Genomic DNA, 17,437 nt, shown 5'->3' with positions numbered 1-17,437 from the left:
CATGCGCATCCCGACCAGATGGTGGGATTTCTGGGAAAAACTTCGCAGATCGTTCCTAAATTTAAGTTAACGGAGCGGTAGTAACCCGCGTAGTAAACACGGACATGGCCAGGGAGCTGAAGGGCTGTCTGGGCCTTGCTGTTTGGGCAAATGGGTTTCGGGACAAGTATTGGCGGCGCGCTTTGCGCCGCAAGGGGATCGGACGATGGGTTTCTCTTTGATGCGCAAGGGTTTGGTCGTTGCTGGCTTGCTGGGCGCGGCGGCTTCGGCGCCTGCGCTGGCCGATGTGAAGGCCGGGGCCGATGCCTGGGGGCGGGGCGATTTTCCCGCCGCCGTGCGCGAATGGCAGCCCCTGGCCGACAAAGGCGACCCCGATGCCCAGTTCAACATGGCGCAGGCCTATAAATTGGGGCGCGGCGTGCCGCAGGATCTGACCCGCGCGGAAATGCTTTATGCAAAGGCCGCCGCGCAAGGCCACCTGCAGGCGGGCGACAATTACGGCCTTCTGCTGTTTCAGCGCGGCCAACATGCCGCCGCCTTGCCCTATATCCGCGCAGCATCAGACCGGGGGGATCCGCGCTCGCAATATCTGCTCGGGCTGGCCTATTTCAATGCCGATGGGGTTAACAAGGACTGGGTGCGGGCCTATGCTCTTGAAAGCCTTGCCGCGCAGCCCACTTCGGGCGCGCCGGGCCTGCCGCAGGCCAAGGCGGCGCTGAGCGAAATGGACAAATATGTTGCCATCGAGGATCGCCAGCGCGCGATCTCGCTGGCCACGGAACTGGCCGCACAGGTCGAGGCGAATCGCCAACGCCAGTTGGCGGCGGTCGATCTGGGCACGCCCAACCCGCCTGTGGTGACCACGTCCACGGCTACGCCGGTGCGCGCGGTGCCGACCGGCATGGCGGGCAATATTCGGCCCGCCCAGGGTGTGATTCGCGAGCCCGCGCCCGCACCGGTCATGCCGCGTGAACCGGCGCCGCGCCCGGTGCTGGCCACGGCGGCTCCGGTCGGCTTGCCGCCTGCGCCGGCACCGCGTGTCGCCGCGCCGCGTTCGGCCCCGATGGCGGTGGCCGTGGCGGAGCCCGCGCCCAAGGCCACGCCCATGCCCAAACCGACTCCCGCGTCCAAACCGACTCCCGCGTCCAAACCGGCCCCTGCGCCCAAGCCCGCGCCCCATGCCGCCCCGGTGGGCGGACCGTGGAAATTGCAACTGGGCGCCTTTGGCGTGGCGGGCAATGCCGATGCGCTGTGGGCGCGGGTGAAATCCATGCCCGAAATCGCCGGGCATCCGCGCGCCAATGTGCCGGTGGGCAAGGTCACGCGCCTGCTGGCCACGGGATATAGCGAGGAAAGCGCGCAAAACGCCTGTCGCAAGCTGACGGGGGCGGGTCTGTCCTGTATGGCGGTCAAGGATTGACGGCGTTCGAGGACTGACGATTTTGACGATGGAGGGGCGCGAGCGGATCATTTCGCTCGATCTGGTGCGCGGATTTGCGGTGCTGGGCATTGTGGCGGTCAATGTGGCGGGCTTCGCCGGGCCGCGTCTGGCCACTTTGACGCCCGCCCATCTGATCGCGCAGGGCGGCGGCTTTGCCTATGCGCCCGCCGCGCCGCTGGACGAGGCGGTGTTTGCCGCGATCCTTGTCCTGTTTGAAGGCAAGATGCGCGCGCTTTTCACCATGCTGTTCGGCGCCTCGATGCTGCTCTTTATCGAGCGGGCCGAGGCGGCGGGGCGCAACGGTTTGGCGCTTCAGGCGCGGCGGCTGGGCTGGCTGGCGCTGTTTGGCTATCTGCATTACGTGCTGCTGTGGTGGGGGGATATTCTGTTCCTCTACGCGGCCTGCGGCTTTGTCGCGCTGGGGCTTTGCGTGTTTTCCAATCGGGCGCTGGTGATTGGCGCTCTCGCCGGATATCTGCTCTGGGCGGTGATGGGAGGCTTGGGCGGCCTGCCGCTGGTGATGGCCGAGGAACATGTGCGCCTTGGCATGGCCGGTGCGGATGAGGTGGCCCAATTGAAATCCGCGCTGATCGACAGCATGGCGATGATGCGCGGCGATGTGGCGCAGGCGCATCTGGGCTTTATGGCCATGGCGCATGACAAGCTGGTCCATGCGCCGGGCTGGCCCTTTGTCATGATCTTCGCCAGTTTCGGCGAGACTTTGCCGCTGATGCTGATCGGCATGGTGCTCTATCGCATCGGTTTTGCCCAAGGGTTGGCCTCGCGGCGGGTGCTGTGGGGTGTGGTGGCGCTGGGGCTGGGGTTAGGGCTGCCGATGGCGCTGGGCATGGCGTGGTGGGCTTGGGCGCGCCATTTCCCCCCGGTGGCGATGGGCGAGCTGATGGCCAATTGGGCCGCGCCTCAACATCTGTTGCTGGCGCTGGCCTATTATGCGCTGATGCTGCTGGCCGCGCCCTGTCTGCTGCGGGGCTGGCTGGGAGAGCGGCTGGTGGCGGCGGGGCGGATGGCCTTTTCCAATTATATCCTGACCAGCGTGGCGCTCTCGGTGCTGTTCTATCGCGCGGGCCTGTTCGGGCGGATGGGCGATGCGGCGCAGATGCTGGTGGTGCTGGCCGTGTGGATCGCCATGCTGGGCTGGAGCAAGCCCTGGCTGGCCCGCTTCCGTCAGGGGCCGCTCGAATGGCTGTGGCGCTCGCTGGTGGAGCGCCAAGCTCTGCCTTTCAAAAGAACAGCGCCGGGAGTGTGATGCTCCCGGCGCCGTGATGCTTAATTGTCGTCACCGCCCATCGGGGGCATGCCCGGAGGCGGGCCATCGCCCATACCGCCACCGCCGCCGCGCCGTCCGCCGCCCATGGGGGGCATCATGCCGCGTCCGCCGCGCATCGCGTTGATCTCTTCGCGGCTGAGGAACAGGTCCTTGTTGGTGTCGGCCTTGTCGAAACGGGCGCGTTCATAGGCCTGCAATTCGGCAAGGCTGATCCCGGCGTCATAGTCGACATTGGCCTTGGCAATCGCCACCGGCCCCAGCGGCTCGACCGCCAGGCGCAGCGCCATGTCGCGCTCGCCTTCGCCCAGATCGGGGAAGATCGCATCGGGCACGATTTCGGCAAATTCGCCGCCATCCTCGGCCATTTCCGCGCTGCTCTTGCGGCTTTCCCAGGCGATGAACTCACCCTCGTCGATGCGCCCGTCATGGTTGGCGTCCACATCGACAAAGCGCTTGTGGATCAGCGCATTGCGCCGCGCGGTGATCACGCTTTCAAACTCGGCCAGCGTGACCATGCCATCCTTGTTGGCGTCGGCCGCGCGGAACATGGATTCGACCGCCGCCTCGTATCTTTTCAGCGGGATGGGCTTCATGTCCCGTGGCGCGCCGCCGCGCGGGCCGCCGCCATCGGGCGGGCTGTCCATATCGCCGCCGCGATGACGGCCACCCATGCCGCCACCGCCGCCCATACCACCCATGCCTCCGCCGCCCATGCCGCCCATTCCCCCCATGCCGCCCATCTGGGCCATGGCAGGGGCCGCCGACATCATCGGCACGGCCAGCAGCAAGGCTGTCAAAACTGTCAATCTGTTGCGCATATTACATCCCGGACCCATGCGAAGCCCTCCCCATAGCTGACCTGCCTGCGCAAAGCTTGCGCGCAGATGAACGGCGGTGCTTTTTGCCTCCCGCGCCATTTTGCTCTAGCGGGGAGCCTATGCATATTCGCGCCCATGCCATTTTGTGTTCGGGCCGCCCGCATGGCGAGGTGGGGGTGATCGCGCGCCTGATGACCGCCGATCATGGGATGGTGGCGGCCTATGTCGCGGGGGGGCGGGGGCGGGACCTGCGCCCGGTGCTGATCCCCGGCAATGGGCTGGCGGTGGACATGCGTGCGCGCATTCCCAGCCAGATGCCTGCGGCCAAGGTTGAATTGACGGTCAGCCGCGCGCCTTTTCTGGTTGAACCTTTGCCCGCTGCCGCAATCGGCTGGGTCACGGCGCTTGTCGCCGCTTCCCTGCCCGAGCGGCAGGCCTATCCGGCGCTTTATGATGCATTGGGCGCGCTGCTCGATGCGGTGTGCCATGCGCCATCGGCGCGGGGTTGGGCGCCGGCCTTGCTGGCCTATGAGGCGCTCTTGCTGCGCGAACTGGGCTATGGCGAACGTTTCGGCGCCGGGGCTGACGGTCAGCGGATGCTGGAAGGCGGCGCGTGGGATGCGGTTCTGGCCCGTTTCGATGCGCTTGGCCTTGCCCTTTCGCGCTATCTGCTTGCCGATCGGCGCGGCGATGTTATGGGAGCGCGCGAAATATTGCGCCAACGTCTGGGGCGCATGGCAGCTTGAAAGAGGTAGAGCCATGAAGATTGCGGTTTTCGCCGGTGACGGCATCGGCCCCGAAGTGACGGCACAGGCCGTCCGCGTGCTGGACAAGCTGGCGATTGCCGGGCTTGAAATGGTCGAAGGCGATGTGGGCGGCGCGGCTTATTACAAGCATGGCCATCCTCTGCCCGAGGCGACCAAGGAAATCGCGCGCGGCGTGGACGGTATCCTGTTTGGCGCGGTGGGCGATTTTTCCTGCGACCATCTGGAGCGCGCGCTGCGTCCGGAACAGGCCATTCTGGGCCTGCGCAAGGAACTCTCGCTGTTCGCCAACCTGCGTCCGGCAACGCTCTTCCCCGGCCTCGAAGGCTTTTCGGCGCTGCGTCCCGAAGTCGCCAGCCAGATCGACCTGCTGATCGTGCGCGAGCTGAACGGCGATGTGTATTTCGGCGAAAAGGGCATGCGCAAGCTGGAAGACGGCCGTCGTCAGGGCTGGGACATGATGTCCTATGCCGAGGACGAAGTGCGCCGCATCGCGCATGCCGGTTTCAAGGCCGCGCAGGGCCGCAAGGGCAAGCTGTGCAGCGTGGACAAGGCCAATGTGCTCGAGACCAGCCAGCTCTGGCGCGATGTGGTGATCGAGGTTTCGGCCGAATATCCCGATGTTGAACTCTCCCACATGTATGTCGACAATGCCGCGATGCAGCTCGTCAAGTCGCCCGGCCAGTTCGATGTGATCGTCACGGGCAATCTGTTTGGCGATATCCTGTCGGATCAGGCCAGCATGTGCGTCGGCTCGATCGGCCTGCTGGCCTCGGCCTCGCTGGGCACGCGCCAGACCGAATATGGCACCGTGGGCCTGTATGAACCCATCCACGGCAGCGCGCCCGACATCGCGGGCCAGAACAAGGCCAACCCGATGGCCACGATCCTGTCGGCCGCCATGCTGCTGCGCCATTCGCTGGGCCTTGAGGCGCAGGCCGCGCGGATCGAGGCGGCTGTGGCCAAGACGCTGGCCGACGGCATTCGCGGCGGCGATCTGGGCGGCGATGCCTCGACCAGCGCGATCGGTGATGCGGTGCTGGAACGCCTGTAATCCGCGCTTTTGCGCCCCTGCCATGATTTGAACAAGGTTGGGGCGCAAGAGACGCGCGTTTTCCGGGGGGCGATGAACCCGGTCATATGCGGCAGAATGGGGTCAGAATGGGGCTCTTCCCCATCTTTCGGCTTTTTTAGCATCAGGAATTATGGTTCAGACTCTGCAACTTGCCATCGTAATGCCCACGCTGAACGAGAGGGGCAACCTGCGCCCGCTCGTGGCGCGGCTCGATGCCGCTTTGGCGGGCATCGCGTGGGAGGCGATCTTCGTTGACGACAACAGCCGCGACGGCACTGCCGATGAGGCACGCGCCATCGCTTTGGAAGACCCCCGCATCCGCTGCATCCAGCGCATCGGGCGGCGCGGTCTGGCCAGCGCCGCCATCGAGGGCATGTGCGCCACTGCCGCCCCCATCGTCGCGGTGATGGACGCCGACCATCAGCATGATCCCAAGCTGTTGCCCGGCATGTTGGCGGCCATTGAATCGGGCGAATATGATCTGGCCTATGCCAGCCGCTTTGCCGAAGGCGCCAGCACCGAGGCATGGGGCCGCCCTGATCGTGTCAAGGCCAGCGGCTTTGCCAATGCCATCGCGCGCAAGGTGACGGGCGTGGATCTGTCCGATCCGATGAGCGGCTTTTTCATGCTGCCCACGGCCACGCTGCGCTGTGATGCGCATCGCCTTTCGGGCGTGGGTTTCAAGATCCTGCTCGATATTCTTGCCACGGTTGACGCGCCGATGCGGGTCAAGGAATTTCCCCTCGATTTCGCCGCCCGCGCGGATGGCGAAAGCAAGCTGGATCGGACGGTTGTGTTTGAATTCCTGATCGGTCTTTACGACAAGTGGCTGGGCCGCATCATTCCCACCCGTTTCGCGCTGTTCGGCACGGTGGGGGCGCTGGGCGTGCTGGTGCAATTCGCCATGCTGTGGCTGGTGCTCAGCGTGTTTCTGGGCCAGCGCTTCGTCTATGGCCATTGGTCGAGCGACGAGACGACCTTCAATATTGCCAACACGATTGCCGCACTGGTGGCCATGACGTTCAACTTCGTGCTGAACAATGAGCTGACCTATGCCGACAAGCGTTTGCGCGGGGTCTGGCCTTTGTGCAAGGGCTGGGCGCAATTCGCGCTGACCTGTTCGCTGGGCCTGCTGACCAACATCGGCGCGACGGCGGCCTTGAAGCGGATGCATATCCACGATGTGATCGCGGTGCTGGTCGGCATCGTGCTGGCCTCGGTGTGGAACTTTGCGCTGTCGAGCAAGTTCGTCTGGGGCAAATACGGGAATTGATCAGAGGCACTCTTTCCCGGCCCTGTCACTCAATCGAGTAAACTCTTGGGTGGCAGGGCCGGGGGAGAGGGCCGGTGCCGCATGAAATGCGTCTCTTTCGGCGCATTTTCAAACTCAGCGCCAGCTGGCCAGCCACATCCAGTCCTCGAAACTGGCCACGCCCTTATGCAGCGCGGCGGCCGAGAGGATCGGAAAGAACCACGCGAACACGCCCACCGACAGCAAGAGGATGCCAAAAGCCTCATGCCTCCAGCGTCGCCCGCGCGCGGCCCATAAATCATCCACCGCCAGCCCCAGCGCCGCCATCAGAAACGTGCCGGGCAGCAGATAGTGGTAATAGAACTGCACCGGCTTGTTGCCCACGATCCACAGGCCCAGTGAGGCGCCATAAAGCGCCACCAGCACCAGCGGCAACCATGCCCGGCGGGCCAATCCGCACCATCCCGCCCAGACCAGCGCGATCAGCCCCGCGATCATTGTGAGGGGATTGCCGATCAGCATCACCCCGCGCTGCGCCCCGTCGGTGACTTCATAAAGATACCAGATCGCGCGCCAGTTGATGATCCACTGGGTCCACACGCTCTGATAGGGATGGTGCTTGGTCACGCTGCTTTGCAGGTCGATCATGTGGCGATGCCAACCGATCGGATCGAGAGGGGGCACCGCATCGCGCGCGGTGAAAAAGCCCGGCAGATAGGTCAGCCAATAGGCCCCCAGCGGCAGGGCGATCAGACACAGGCTCAGCTCGACCATCGAGAGCGCGGGCAGGATCGGCCGCGCCCCGGTGGCCAAGGCCCACAACCGCGCGCCCAGCATCATAGCCACAACCACCGCCCAGACCGGCAGCACGCTCCATTTCGCGCCCAGCGACAGGCCCAGCACGAGCCCGCCCGCCACCATCCGCCATCGCGATCCATCGGCCCGGTTCATCGCCCCCGCGATCAGCCAGAGCGCCACCATCGCCAGCCCAGCCATCACCATGTCGAGCATGGCAATCCGGCTTTGCACATACCACGCGAAATCCGTGGCCAGCAGCACCATCGCGGCGACCGAGGCCATGGCCCTCCCGCTGGCCCGCCACATGGCGCGGCCAAAGGCCCACAGGCCGATCACCCCCATCAGCGCGCTGGGCATCCGCCAGCCCAAAGGATTGTCGCCAAAGATGCGGATCGAGGCGGCGATCATCGCCTTGGCAAACAGCGGGTGTTCCGGATTGGCCGGATTGTCCGCGATCATCGCGCGCGCGGCGGGCACATAATGGATCTCGTCGAAATAGAGATGCGACGGGATCGTCAGGCGCAGCGCCACCAACCCGGCAAACAGCAGCGTGACAAGGATCTGGAATGCCCACGGGTCGGACTGTGGCTTGGCAAACATTTGAACAGGCTAGATCCGGGGCGGGATCTGCGCAACAGCGCTTGCGCCGGATGCCCTTGCTCTTGCGCCGTGCCGGTTATAGAGCAAGGCCCCATGAAAAGGGATACTGGACAGGATCGCAAGATCACCCGCAACTGGCGCAGCGCGACGCAGGCCGTGCGCGGCGGCACATGGCGCAGCGAACAGGGCGAAACCTCCGAGGCCATCTATATGACCTCGGGCTTTGCCTATGACAGCGCCGAAACCGTGGCCGACCGCTTTGCGGGCAAATTGCCCGGCATGACCTATTCGCGCACCGCCAACCCCAGCGTGCAGATGCTGGAGGAGCGCATCGCCCTGATGGAAGGGGCCGAGGCGTGCCGGTGTCAGGCCAGCGGCATGGGCGCGATGTCCAGCGTTCTGTTGTGCCAATTGTCGGCGGGTGACCATATGGTGATCGCCAAGGCCGCCTTTGGCCCGACGCGCTGGGTGACGGACAATCTGTTGCCCCGCTTTGGCATCGAGGTGACGGCGGTTGACGGGCGCGACCTCAATCAGTGGCAGGACGCGATCCGCGACAATACCAAGCTGTTCTTCTTTGAAACCCCGGCCAATCCGACGATGGATCTGGTCGATATTGCCGAGGTTTCCAAGATCGCCCATGCGCGCGGCATTCGCGTGGTGGTGGACAATGCCTTTGCCAGCGTCGCCTTGCAGCGCCCGCTCGATCATGGCGCCGATGTGGTGGCCTATGCTGCGACCAAGCTGATGGACGGTTCGGGCCGGACGCTGGCGGGCGCGGTGGCGGGCGATGCCAATTTCATCAACACCATCCTGCATCCCTATACGCGCAACACGGGCAATGTGCTTTCGCCCTTCAATGCATGGGTGGTGCTGAAAGGTCTGGAAACGCTCGAACTGCGCGCGAAGGCGCAGAGTGATGCTGCGCTGGACCTCGGCCGCTGGCTGGAAGCGCGCCTGCCGCGTGTGCTGCACCCCGGTCTGGAAAGCCACCCGCAGCACTATCTGGTCAAACAGCAGATGTATGGCGCGGGTTCGATCTTCTCCTTTGAGGTCGATGGCGGGCGCGAGGCGGCGATGAAGCTGCTCAACGCGCTGCAATTGATCGACATTTCGAACAATATCGGCGACACCAAGTCGCTGATGACCCATCCGGCCAGCACCACTCATTCCTCGATCTCGCCCGAAACGCGGCAGGCGATGGGCGTGACCGAGGGCATGATCCGTATCAGCGTCGGGCTTGAGGATCTGGAAGACCTCAAGGAAGATCTCGACGGGGCATTGAAGGCGATCGGGCTTTAAGGGCCTTCAAGCCTCGACCCTGAGTTCCCGCCCGGAATCGCGAAGGGTGCTGGCCAGCACGCGGGTGGTGGCCAGCAGACCCTCGATGGCGGGGGCCTGAGTCAGATCCTGCAAATGCTGCCCTGCCTGTGCGGGGTCATGATCGGCGCAGGTCATCGCGCGCAGCAGCGCATTTTCCGCCGTCGTCATGCGCGAGGCGCAGCAGGGCGCGATCTGGATCGGTTTGCGGGTGGTCTGCGAAACCTCCATCAACAGCGCGCGCATCAGCACCAGCGGCTTGCGGAAATGCAGCCCGAAATGTTCAAACATCAACAGCGACGCGCTGGCATCATAGAGGCCGTGGATCGCCATCCGGCGCAGCGCGACCAGAAGTGCGCGCGGCGGGCCTTCGAGCGGGGCGGTATGGGGCAGGATCCGGGCCAGATGCGGTTCGTTCATGGGGACACTCCTTGGTGTGGAGCTCTATTTAACGCTATTGCGAGTGAATATCAATAAAAGACCTGCATTTTTTGCGGCAAACCGTTGGCCCAATAACCCCCAAATGCCCCTAAAGGCCCGTTGCGAAGCGCCAAAAGCGGCGCTAACCTGCATCCATGTCTGACCGATCCTTCATCAAGGAACTGTTCCAGCACGCCGCCACCACCCATGGCGTCACCGTGCGGGTGGCTGTCAACTTCCTGCCCGAACAATCGCGGATCGAGGCGGGCAAGTGGTTCTGGGTCTATCATATACGGATCGAGAACGACTCGGATCGCACCCTGCAACTGGTCACGCGCCACTGGCGGATCACCGATGGACGCGGTGCGGTCAATCTGGTCGAGGGCGAAGGCGTCGTGGGCGAGACCCCCGTGCTGTCTCCGGGCCAAAGCCATGATTACGTCTCGGGCTGCCCGCTGGCCACGCCGCAGGGCAGCATGGAGGGCTATTATACCTTCCGCGAGATTCACCCTGATGGATCGCAGGGCGATTCGGTGCTGGTGCCGATCCCGCATTTCCCGCTCGCCGCTCCCGCCACGGCGGGATGAAGGCTTGACGCAGTGGGCGGCGGCGCGCAACAACCCGCGCCATGAAGCGTACCCATCTTCCTCTCAATGCCTTGCGCGTGTTTGACGCGGCGGCGCGTCACCTGTCCTTTACCCGCGCCGCCGACGAACTGGCCGTGACCCCGGCGGCCGTCGGGCAACAGATCCGCGCGCTTGAGGATCTGCTGGGCGTGGTGCTGTTTCGCCGCACGACCAAGGGGCTGGAACTGACCGACGAGGCGCAGGCGGGGCTGGAGCCTTTGCGCGCCGGTTTCCTGCAATTTGAGGATGCGGTGCAGGCGATGCAGGCGGGGCAATCCTCGCATGTTTACACGATTGCCGCCCCGCGCGACATTTTCGCAGCATGGCTGGCGCCGCGTCTGGCCGCGTTCCGTGCGGCCAATCCCGACATTCGCGTCGTGCTGGTCGATGGCGATGCCACCGATTTTACCGAGGCCAACCTCGACCTTGCCATGCGCCTGTCCGAAGGGCCGGGCGATCTGGAAGGCGTGGCAATTGGCGAGGCCCAGCAGGCGGTTGTGGGCGAGGGCGAGTGGATCGCATGGCCCAGCGACCCCAATCCGGCGGGCGAGGGGATCGAGGCGGGCCTGCATGTGGGCGATGCGGGGCAGGCGATTGCGGCGGCCGCTGCCGGGCTTGGTCGCGCGCGTGTGCCTTTGCTCCTGGCGCAGGGCTGGCGCGACTTGGGCCGCATCCCCGGCTTTGGCGAGCCGGAGCCTGCGCGTAAGGCTTACTGGCTGGTAGCCCCCCTGCCGCAATGGCGCCAGAAAAAGGTCAAGGCGCTGGTCGCGCACCTGACGGCCTGAACGGGCCGGGGCCGGTGTAGGCGAAAAACCGGCCCCGGCGCCGGGCTTTATTCCATGAACCATCCGTGGCTGGCGATCAGCGATTGCCCGGTCAGCGCATTGGTGGGGAAGGCGGCGAAGAACAGCGCGACCTCGGCAATGTCCTCGACGGTGGTGAATTCCCCATCCACCGTGTCGCCCAGCATGACCTTCTTGACCACGTCCTCCTCGGAAATGCCCAATTCCTTGGCCTGTTCGGGGATCTGTTTTTCCACCAGCGGCGTTTTGACAAAGCCGGGGCAGATCACATTGGCGCGAATGCCCTTTTTGCCGCCCTCGCGCGCAATCGTGCGGGCCAGACCCAGCAGCCCGTGCTTGGCGGTGACATAGGCGGATTTGAGCGGGCTGGCGGTCTTGGAATGGACCGAACCCATCATGAGAATCGCGCCTGAACCTTGGGCCTGCATATGCGGCAAGACCGCCTTGCTGGTCAGAAATGCGCCGTCCAGATGGATGGCCAGCATCTTCTTCCAATCGGCATAGGCGAAATTTTCCACCGGGTTGACGATCTGGATGCCCGCATTCGACACCAGCACATCGACCGTGCCCCATTTGGCCACCACTTCGGCCACCCCGACATTGACCTGCTCCTCGCTGGTCACGTCCATGGCGATGCCGATGGCCTGACCCGGTCCTGCGGCGTTTAGTTCGGCGGCTGCGGCTTGCGCCGCGTCCAGATTGAGATCGGCCAGCGCCACCAGCGCCCCTTCGGCCACATAACGCCGCGCAATGCCAAGACCAATGCCGCTGGCGGCGCCCGTGACGATGCAAACCTTCTTGTCGAGTTTCATGGCCGGTCTTCTCCTCTTGTCATCTGCTTGCGGCCCATGGGCCTTCGAACGGCTAACCTAGCCATCCTGAATGATGAATCAACTTTCGTATTGTCGCAGGCGATCCCTGTCCTGCGGCGTATCCATATCGCTGGTGAAACGCGAATGTTCCGCCTCGTGCCAGACAATGCGTGAGGCGTGGCGCTCGATCCATGCGCGCGGGCTGACATCCGCAGGCTGGGCTGCCAGCCCAAGCGCCAGATCGCGCGGCATCACCACCGGATTGCCCCGCACACCATCATGGCGCGGGATAATGACAGCATCGCGATGGGCGGCAAAATCCGCAACGAGCGCGGCAATATCCTCAGGCATCAACAGCGGCTGATCGGCCAGCGCAAAGATCACGCCATCTCCGTCAAGGATACAGGCCGCCAGCCCGACCCGCGCCGATGCGCCCTGCTCGCTGCCTTCATCGGGATTGGCGATCAGGCGCAGATCCAGCCCACCCAGCGCCCGCGCCAGCGCCTCATCCCGCGCCCGGCCCACCACCATCACCGGCAGGCCAAGCCCCAGATACAATTCCGCCGCGCGGCGCACCATCGGCGCCCCGCGCCATGGCATCAGCCGCTTGTCCACGCCCTCCATCCGCCGCGACCATCCCGCCGCCAGCAGAATGACTTCCAAACGCATCAGAAGCGGATCGCGGTGAACAGCCCTACTTCGTCATAGGTGCCATTGCCCTTGCACAGCGCCGAAGGGCCGGAAACCGTGGGAAAGGCATTGGGCGTGGCCGTCGTGCCGCAACCGATCACGCCATTGCTGGTGGCCAGAGAGCCGCCATTGACCGTCTCGCGCTTATAAACCAGCGCCAGATCGACATATTTCAGCGGCGAGAACTGCAGTCCGCCCACAAACAGATCGTCCTGTAAATCGCGCACCGTCATCCGGTTGGGGTGAACCTGATCATAGCGCATGAACGCCCGCCATTGGCGCGAGAGGTTGTAATGGGCAAATCCCGACCAGCCGCTGGCCGTATCCTGTGACAGTGCGAAATTGGCCGGATTGATCGCCACATTGTTCCAGTCGCGGGCATAGAAATATTCGCCGCCGATGCCGATCACCGAACTCTTGTATCCGCCCATGAAGTCGATCCGCGTGGCGGTGCGGAAGGACGAGGCCGTGGTGCCCGCGATGGATTCGATGTCATTGCCACGCTTGCCGTAATAGCCCCCCGCGGCGGCGTAGAACCCGTTCCATGTGCCCGACAGGCGCGCCTCGATGTCCATGGATTTGGTCACGCGGGCCTGACGATAGCCCCCGCCGTTGACCACGGCCAGACCATAGGACAGGCTGGTGCTGCCCTGACGCAGAAAGTCGCCCGAAAGATGGAGGCCCCAGTCGGCCGGATTGCCATAGCCGACCCGTTCGAGCAGCGAGCGCTCGACATGGCGCTGGTTTTCCGCGCCCTCGGCATAGGAGATCCACGGCATTTCCGCCGCGCCCAGCCGGATGGTCAGCGCGGGGTGCAGTTTCACCTCGGCATAGGCGTTGCGCACATAGACGCCCTTGCCCACCAGCCCGGAGGCCGAGTTGAGCGGGTTGACGGTGCTGGGCTGGCCGGTGACATTGTCGGCGTCCAGCAGGATCGCGGCCGAAACCTTGTTGGTGAAACGATGGTTCAGCCCGATGAAGGCGCGCTTGAGATTGACGCCCGCGCCGCTGGCCGGATTGTTCGCGCCGCCGCTGTGCTGGGTGATGTTGCTCAGGTTCAGGAACATTTCGCCCGAGACTGAGGTGTTGGCGGCCCATTTGGTGGCGGCCACGGCGCGCTGGGTCAGGGTGATCGCGCCCTGCGCCTTTTCCGCGCTGGCCAGCGCCTGCGTGGCGGTGGCATCGGCATGGCGCGCGGTTTCCACCGCCGAGGCCAGCGTGGGCGTTTCAGGCGGCGTTGCCCCGGGCGCTGTACCCTCGGGCTTGGCCTCGGCCAGCTTGGCGTCGGCCGCATTGGGCGCGGTCAGCGCGGTCAGCTTCTTTTCCAGCGCATCGATCTGCGCCTGCATCCGCGCCATTTGCGCCTGGGCCTGTTGCAATTGGGCCTGAAGGCTGGGGCTGGGCTTGGCCGCTTGCCCCGATGCCGCCGCTGTGCCCGGCGCCAGAGCCGTCGATGCGAGCAGGGCCAGGGCAAAGGGCTTGAGCAAATCCATCGAACGAATTCCTTGTGGCATTAGCCATATGGGCCGCGAGGCTGGCGGTGATCGCCGTGAACCGACCGCCGAGATCGGTTTGCGCCGGGACCCGGTCGGCGCATCGATCCATCCGGGCCAGTTTAGGGCCGCCATGCGCATCGGGATAGATAGATAATCGTCGGTGGGACGATAAAGCCCTGTCGGCAAAGGGGCGGTGTGAAGAAGATGACATTTCTATGACATTGCGCGGCGTGCATGAGGGCAAAGACGGGCCGCAACGCGCCTTTCCCGCCGGTTTGGGCAAAAAGGCGCGAAAGTGTCGAGGCTTGGCGATTGTCACAAAGTTGTCATATGGAATGTCTAGCGCCCGATGTGGGCGAAGTGTGCCCATTGGTGGAGAATCGCCCATGTTTCGCAAAACCGTGCTGGCGTTCGGCCTTGGGCTGGCGATGATTTCGCCCGCTTGGTCCGAATCGTTCACCGGCGCGGGGGCCAGCTTTCCTGCCTCTCTCTATCAGGCATGGGCCCGCGAATATGCCGGTGCCAGCGGCGATCAACTGAATTATCAATCGATTGGCTCGGGCGGCGGGGTGCGTCAGATCATCGCCCATACGGTCGATTTCGGCGCCACCGACAAGCCTTTGAAGCCCGAAGAGTTGAACAAGGCGGGGCTGGTGCAGTTTCCCGCCGCGATTGGCGGGGTGGTGCCGGTGTTCAATCTGCCGGGCATCGGACCGGGGCAATTGCGCCTGTCGGGCGGTTTGCTGGGCGACATTTTTCTGGGCCGGATCAAGCGCTGGAACGATCCGCGCATCGCCGCGCTCAATCCGGGGCTGAAGCTGCCGCCTTTCCCGATTACGGTGGTTCACCGCGCCGATGGTTCGGGCACGACCTTCCTGTTCACCTCCTATCTGGCCCAGACCTCGCCCGCATGGGCACGCGCGGTGGGGGCCAGCGATGCAGTAAAATGGCCCGCCGGGATTGGCGGCAAGGGCAATGACGGCGTGGCCGCTTTCGTGCGCCAGACCTATGGCGCGTTGGGCTATGTCGAATATATCTACGCCCGCAAGGGCAAGGTCAGCTATGCCCGCGTGCAGAATTCAGCGGGGCAATTCCCGACGCCTGAACCGACCAGTTTCGCCGCCGCCGCCTCTGCGGCGCCATGGGGGCGTGCTGCGGACAATTATGTGCTGCTGCTCAACCAACCGGGGGCGGGGGCATGGCCGATTTCGGGCGCGACCTTCATCCTGATGCACCGCGAGCAGGAGCGCCCGGAAAAGGGTCGAGCGGTGCTGCGTTTCTTTGACTGGGCCTTTGCGCGCGGTGATGCCACGGCGGCGCGCCTGTCCTATGTGCCGCTGCCCGCCTCGCTCAAAGCCATGGTGCGCCAGCAATGGCGCGCAATTGGGGGCGACAAATGAGCGTGGAGACTGCCGGCCCCTCGCGCGCGGCGCGGCAGGATGCGTTTTTTCAGGCGCTGTGCTTTTCCGCCGCCATGGTGCTGATGGCGACGCTGGCGGGTCTGCTGGTTGCGCTGGTGATCGGGGGCTGGCCCGCGCTGGCGCATTTCGGGCCGAAATTCTTCATCTCCGCCGCATGGGATCCTGTGGCCGAGGATTATGGCGCGGCAGGACCCATTGTCGGCACGCTGGTGACGGCGGGGCTGGCCATGGTGATGGCGCTGCCTCTCGCGGTGGGGATCGCGGTGTTTCTGGTGGAATTCTGCCCCTCGGTGCTGGCCAAATATGTCAGCATGGCGGTCGAGCTGCTGGCGGGCATTCCATCCATTGTTTACGGCATGTGGGGCCTGTTCGTGCTGGCGCCGTGGTTTGCGCTGCATGTGCAATTGCCGCTGTTCTATGTGGTCGATCCCGACAGTTTCTGGGGCCATCTGTTCGAGGGCATCCCCAATGGCGCGAATATTTTTACCGCCGCGATGATCCTGGCGATCATGGTGCTGCCCTATATCGCCACGGTGCTGCGCGAACTGCTGCTCTCCGTGCCCACCCATGTGCGCGAGGCGGCCTATGGCATGGGCTGTACCCCCTATGAGGTGGTGAGCAAGATCATGCTGCCCTATATCCGGCGCAGCGCGATCGGCGCGGTGATGCTGGGGCTGGGCCGCGCGCTGGGCGAGACGATGGCGGTGACGTTCATCATCGGCAACAGCCACGAATTCCCGCGCAGCCTGTTTGCCAGCGGATCGACCATCGCCTCCACCATCGCCAATGAATTTGCCGAGGCGAGCAGCGATCTTCATGTCTCGGCGCTGCTGGCGCTGGGGCTGGTACTGTTTGTGATTACCTTTGCCGCGCTGGTGGGCGCGCGGCTGCTGATCGGGCGGGAGAAGGCGTAATGGCGTTCAACCGGCATCTGTTTGACCGCCATGCCCGGCGCAAGCTGGTCAATTATGGCTTTGTCGGCCTGACCATGGCGGCCACCGCCGTGGCGGTGATTGCGCTGCTGCTGATCCTGTGGTCGCTGGTGGCCAATGGGCTGGACGGGATCGGCCTGCATATCTTCACCATGGACCAGCCGCCGCCCGAAATGCCCGGCGGCTTGCGCAATGCGATCCTCGGCTCGCTGGAAATGTGCGCGATCGGCATGGTGATGGCGGTGGTCATCGGCATTCTGGCGGGCACGTGGTTGGCCGAATATGGTGAGGGCAAGCGTCTGGCCGAGGTGGTACGGTTTTTGAACGACGTGTTGCTGTCCGCGCCATCGATCCTGATCGGCCTGTTCGTTTATGAAATTCTGGTGCGGCCGCTGCATGGCTTTTCGGCGGGCGCGGGCGCGGTGGCGCTGGCCTTTGTGGCCACGCCCGTGGTGACGCGCACGACCGAGGACATCCTGCGCCTGCAATCGAACCAGTTGCGCGAGGCGGGCATGGCGATCGGGGCTGGCAAGAGCTATGTCATCCGCGCGATCATCTGGCGCGCCTCGCGGCCGGGTCTGGTGACGGGCGCGCTGCTGGGCTTTGCGCGTATCTCGGGCGAGACGGCGCCGCTGCTTTTCACCTCGTTGGGCAATCCCAACCTCTCCTTTGCCCTGACCCAGCCGATGGGCGCCTTGCCCACCACGATCTATCAATTCGCGCTGTCGGCTTTTGACGACTGGCGCGCGCTGGCATGGGTGGGGGCGCTGTTGATCGCGATCACCGTCCTTGCCGCCAACATCATCGGACGCGCTCTGGCGCGCGGGAGCCATCAGTCGTGAATTTTGACGCCAAACAGGCCGATGTCGGCAGCGTGATCC

The 17,437-nt window shown here is 64.6% G+C and carries 17 protein-coding genes; 11 read left to right on the top strand and 6 right to left on the bottom strand.

Annotated elements, in window-relative coordinates; all coding sequences use genetic code 11:
* Positions 1-205: 205 nt before the first annotated feature.
* Both FHW92_RS14450 and FHW92_RS14445 read left to right on the top strand, forming a co-directional pair.
* Positions 206-1,420: an SPOR domain-containing protein gene (locus FHW92_RS14450; protein WP_246870164.1), complete on the top strand. Its 1,215-nt coding sequence runs from the start codon at positions 206-208 to the stop codon at positions 1,418-1,420.
* A 28-nt stretch (positions 1,421-1,448) separates the two neighbouring features.
* The gene (locus FHW92_RS14445; RefSeq protein ID WP_168604112.1) at positions 1,449-2,708 is read left to right on the top strand and encodes a DUF418 domain-containing protein; all 1,260 of its coding nucleotides are present in this window, start codon (positions 1,449-1,451) and stop codon (positions 2,706-2,708) included.
* Positions 2,709-2,728: 20 nt separating this feature from the next.
* Here FHW92_RS14445 and FHW92_RS14440 read toward each other — a convergent pair whose 3' ends face one another.
* Positions 2,729-3,535, bottom strand: a complete 807-nt coding sequence (locus tag FHW92_RS14440) for a calcium-binding protein (RefSeq protein WP_246870163.1) — start codon at positions 3,533-3,535, stop codon at positions 2,729-2,731.
* A 131-nt stretch (positions 3,536-3,666) separates the two neighbouring features.
* Between FHW92_RS14440 and FHW92_RS14435 the strand changes: the two genes are divergently transcribed.
* From FHW92_RS14435 to FHW92_RS14425, 3 genes are all read left to right on the top strand, one after another.
* Positions 3,667-4,293 carry a DNA repair protein RecO C-terminal domain-containing protein gene (locus FHW92_RS14435; protein WP_168603946.1) on the top strand — a complete coding sequence of 209 codons (627 nt, stop codon included), beginning with the start codon at positions 3,667-3,669 and terminating at the stop codon, positions 4,291-4,293.
* A gap of 13 nt (positions 4,294-4,306) precedes the next feature.
* Positions 4,307-5,365: a 3-isopropylmalate dehydrogenase gene (gene leuB / locus FHW92_RS14430; protein ID WP_168603945.1), complete on the top strand. Its 1,059-nt coding sequence runs from the start codon at positions 4,307-4,309 to the stop codon at positions 5,363-5,365.
* A gap of 151 nt (positions 5,366-5,516) precedes the next feature.
* Positions 5,517-6,659 (top strand): glycosyltransferase family 2 protein, encoded by a 1,143-nt coding sequence (locus FHW92_RS14425; RefSeq protein WP_168603944.1) that lies wholly within the window; start codon positions 5,517-5,519, stop codon positions 6,657-6,659.
* A 114-nt stretch (positions 6,660-6,773) separates the two neighbouring features.
* Here FHW92_RS14425 and FHW92_RS14420 read toward each other — a convergent pair whose 3' ends face one another.
* Positions 6,774-8,036, bottom strand: coding sequence for a phospholipid carrier-dependent glycosyltransferase (locus FHW92_RS14420; RefSeq protein ID WP_168603943.1), 1,263 nt, complete (start codon positions 8,034-8,036; stop codon positions 6,774-6,776).
* A gap of 93 nt (positions 8,037-8,129) precedes the next feature.
* Between FHW92_RS14420 and FHW92_RS14415 the strand changes: the two genes are divergently transcribed.
* Complete coding sequence (locus FHW92_RS14415) at positions 8,130-9,338, top strand: aminotransferase class I/II-fold pyridoxal phosphate-dependent enzyme (protein WP_168603942.1); 1,209 nt, start codon at positions 8,130-8,132, stop codon at positions 9,336-9,338.
* Between the two features lie 6 nt (positions 9,339-9,344).
* Here FHW92_RS14415 and FHW92_RS14410 read toward each other — a convergent pair whose 3' ends face one another.
* On the bottom strand, positions 9,345-9,776 hold the full coding sequence (locus tag FHW92_RS14410) for a DUF6628 family protein (RefSeq protein WP_168603941.1): 432 nt from the start codon (positions 9,774-9,776) through the stop codon (positions 9,345-9,347).
* Positions 9,777-9,949: 173 nt separating this feature from the next.
* Here FHW92_RS14410 and apaG point away from each other — a divergent pair, with 173 nt between their 5' ends.
* The gene (gene apaG / locus FHW92_RS14405; protein WP_168604110.1) at positions 9,950-10,363 is read left to right on the top strand and encodes a Co2+/Mg2+ efflux protein ApaG; all 414 of its coding nucleotides are present in this window, start codon (positions 9,950-9,952) and stop codon (positions 10,361-10,363) included.
* Between the two features lie 41 nt (positions 10,364-10,404).
* Entirely contained in the window at positions 10,405-11,187 is a 783-nt protein-coding gene (locus FHW92_RS14400; RefSeq protein WP_168603940.1) for a LysR family transcriptional regulator, read from the top strand.
* A gap of 47 nt (positions 11,188-11,234) precedes the next feature.
* Here FHW92_RS14400 and FHW92_RS14395 read toward each other — a convergent pair whose 3' ends face one another.
* From FHW92_RS14395 to FHW92_RS14385, 3 genes are all read right to left on the bottom strand, one after another.
* Positions 11,235-12,017: a 3-hydroxybutyrate dehydrogenase gene (locus FHW92_RS14395; RefSeq protein ID WP_168603939.1), complete on the bottom strand. Its 783-nt coding sequence runs from the start codon at positions 12,015-12,017 to the stop codon at positions 11,235-11,237.
* Between the two features lie 78 nt (positions 12,018-12,095).
* The gene (locus FHW92_RS14390; protein WP_168603938.1) at positions 12,096-12,686 is read right to left on the bottom strand and encodes a nucleotidyltransferase family protein; all 591 of its coding nucleotides are present in this window, start codon (positions 12,684-12,686) and stop codon (positions 12,096-12,098) included.
* Positions 12,686-14,200 carry a hypothetical protein gene (locus FHW92_RS14385; protein ID WP_168603937.1) on the bottom strand — a complete coding sequence of 505 codons (1,515 nt, stop codon included), beginning with the start codon at positions 14,198-14,200 and terminating at the stop codon, positions 12,686-12,688. The genes FHW92_RS14390 and FHW92_RS14385 overlap by 1 nt, the downstream gene beginning before the upstream one ends.
* Positions 14,201-14,589: 389 nt before the next feature.
* On the opposite strand from FHW92_RS14385, the gene pstS reads away from it, so the two are divergent.
* Genes pstS through pstA form a run of 3 tightly spaced genes read left to right on the top strand, consistent with a single transcriptional unit; the run spans position 14,590 to position 17,398 of the window.
* Positions 14,590-15,603, top strand: a complete 1,014-nt coding sequence (gene pstS / locus FHW92_RS14380) for a phosphate ABC transporter substrate-binding protein PstS (protein ID WP_168603936.1) — start codon at positions 14,590-14,592, stop codon at positions 15,601-15,603.
* Complete coding sequence (gene pstC / locus FHW92_RS14375; protein ID WP_168603935.1) at positions 15,600-16,538, top strand: phosphate ABC transporter permease subunit PstC; 939 nt, start codon at positions 15,600-15,602, stop codon at positions 16,536-16,538. The genes pstS and pstC overlap by 4 nt, the downstream gene beginning before the upstream one ends.
* Positions 16,538-17,398, top strand: coding sequence for a phosphate ABC transporter permease PstA (pstA, locus tag FHW92_RS14370; RefSeq protein ID WP_168603934.1), 861 nt, complete (start codon positions 16,538-16,540; stop codon positions 17,396-17,398). The genes pstC and pstA overlap by 1 nt, the downstream gene beginning before the upstream one ends.
* Positions 17,399-17,437 lie beyond the last annotated feature (39 nt).

The organism is Novosphingobium sp. SG707, from assembly GCF_012275515.1.
Taxonomy (GTDB): domain Bacteria; phylum Pseudomonadota; class Alphaproteobacteria; order Sphingomonadales; family Sphingomonadaceae; genus Novosphingobium.
Note: the sequence above shows the minus strand (reverse complement) of the source record. Positions and strands in the feature narration are given on the sequence as shown.

What these genes read in the sequence shown, in the direction of transcription:
- FHW92_RS14450 (WP_246870164.1), top strand. Translation starts at nt 206, where the DNA reads ATGGGTTTCTCTTTGATGCGCAAGGGTTTGGTCGTTGCTGGCTTGCTG.
- FHW92_RS14445 (WP_168604112.1), top strand. Translation starts at nt 1,449, where the DNA reads ATGGAGGGGCGCGAGCGGATCATTTCGCTCGATCTGGTGCGCGGATTT.
- FHW92_RS14435 (WP_168603946.1), top strand. Translation starts at nt 3,667, where the DNA reads ATGCATATTCGCGCCCATGCCATTTTGTGTTCGGGCCGCCCGCATGGC.
- leuB (WP_168603945.1), top strand. Translation starts at nt 4,307, where the DNA reads ATGAAGATTGCGGTTTTCGCCGGTGACGGCATCGGCCCCGAAGTGACG.
- FHW92_RS14425 (WP_168603944.1), top strand. Translation starts at nt 5,517, where the DNA reads ATGGTTCAGACTCTGCAACTTGCCATCGTAATGCCCACGCTGAACGAG.
- FHW92_RS14420 (WP_168603943.1), bottom strand. Translation starts at nt 8,036, where the DNA reads ATGTTTGCCAAGCCACAGTCCGACCCGTGGGCATTCCAGATCCTTGTC.
- FHW92_RS14415 (WP_168603942.1), top strand. Translation starts at nt 8,130, where the DNA reads ATGAAAAGGGATACTGGACAGGATCGCAAGATCACCCGCAACTGGCGC.
- FHW92_RS14410 (WP_168603941.1), bottom strand. Translation starts at nt 9,776, where the DNA reads ATGAACGAACCGCATCTGGCCCGGATCCTGCCCCATACCGCCCCGCTC.
- FHW92_RS14400 (WP_168603940.1), top strand. Translation starts at nt 10,405, where the DNA reads ATGAAGCGTACCCATCTTCCTCTCAATGCCTTGCGCGTGTTTGACGCG.
- FHW92_RS14395 (WP_168603939.1), bottom strand. Translation starts at nt 12,017, where the DNA reads ATGAAACTCGACAAGAAGGTTTGCATCGTCACGGGCGCCGCCAGCGGC.
- FHW92_RS14390 (WP_168603938.1), bottom strand. Translation starts at nt 12,686, where the DNA reads ATGCGTTTGGAAGTCATTCTGCTGGCGGCGGGATGGTCGCGGCGGATG.
- FHW92_RS14385 (WP_168603937.1), bottom strand. Translation starts at nt 14,200, where the DNA reads ATGGATTTGCTCAAGCCCTTTGCCCTGGCCCTGCTCGCATCGACGGCT.
- pstS (WP_168603936.1), top strand. Translation starts at nt 14,590, where the DNA reads ATGTTTCGCAAAACCGTGCTGGCGTTCGGCCTTGGGCTGGCGATGATT.
- pstC (WP_168603935.1), top strand. Translation starts at nt 15,600, where the DNA reads ATGAGCGTGGAGACTGCCGGCCCCTCGCGCGCGGCGCGGCAGGATGCG.
- pstA (WP_168603934.1), top strand. Translation starts at nt 16,538, where the DNA reads ATGGCGTTCAACCGGCATCTGTTTGACCGCCATGCCCGGCGCAAGCTG.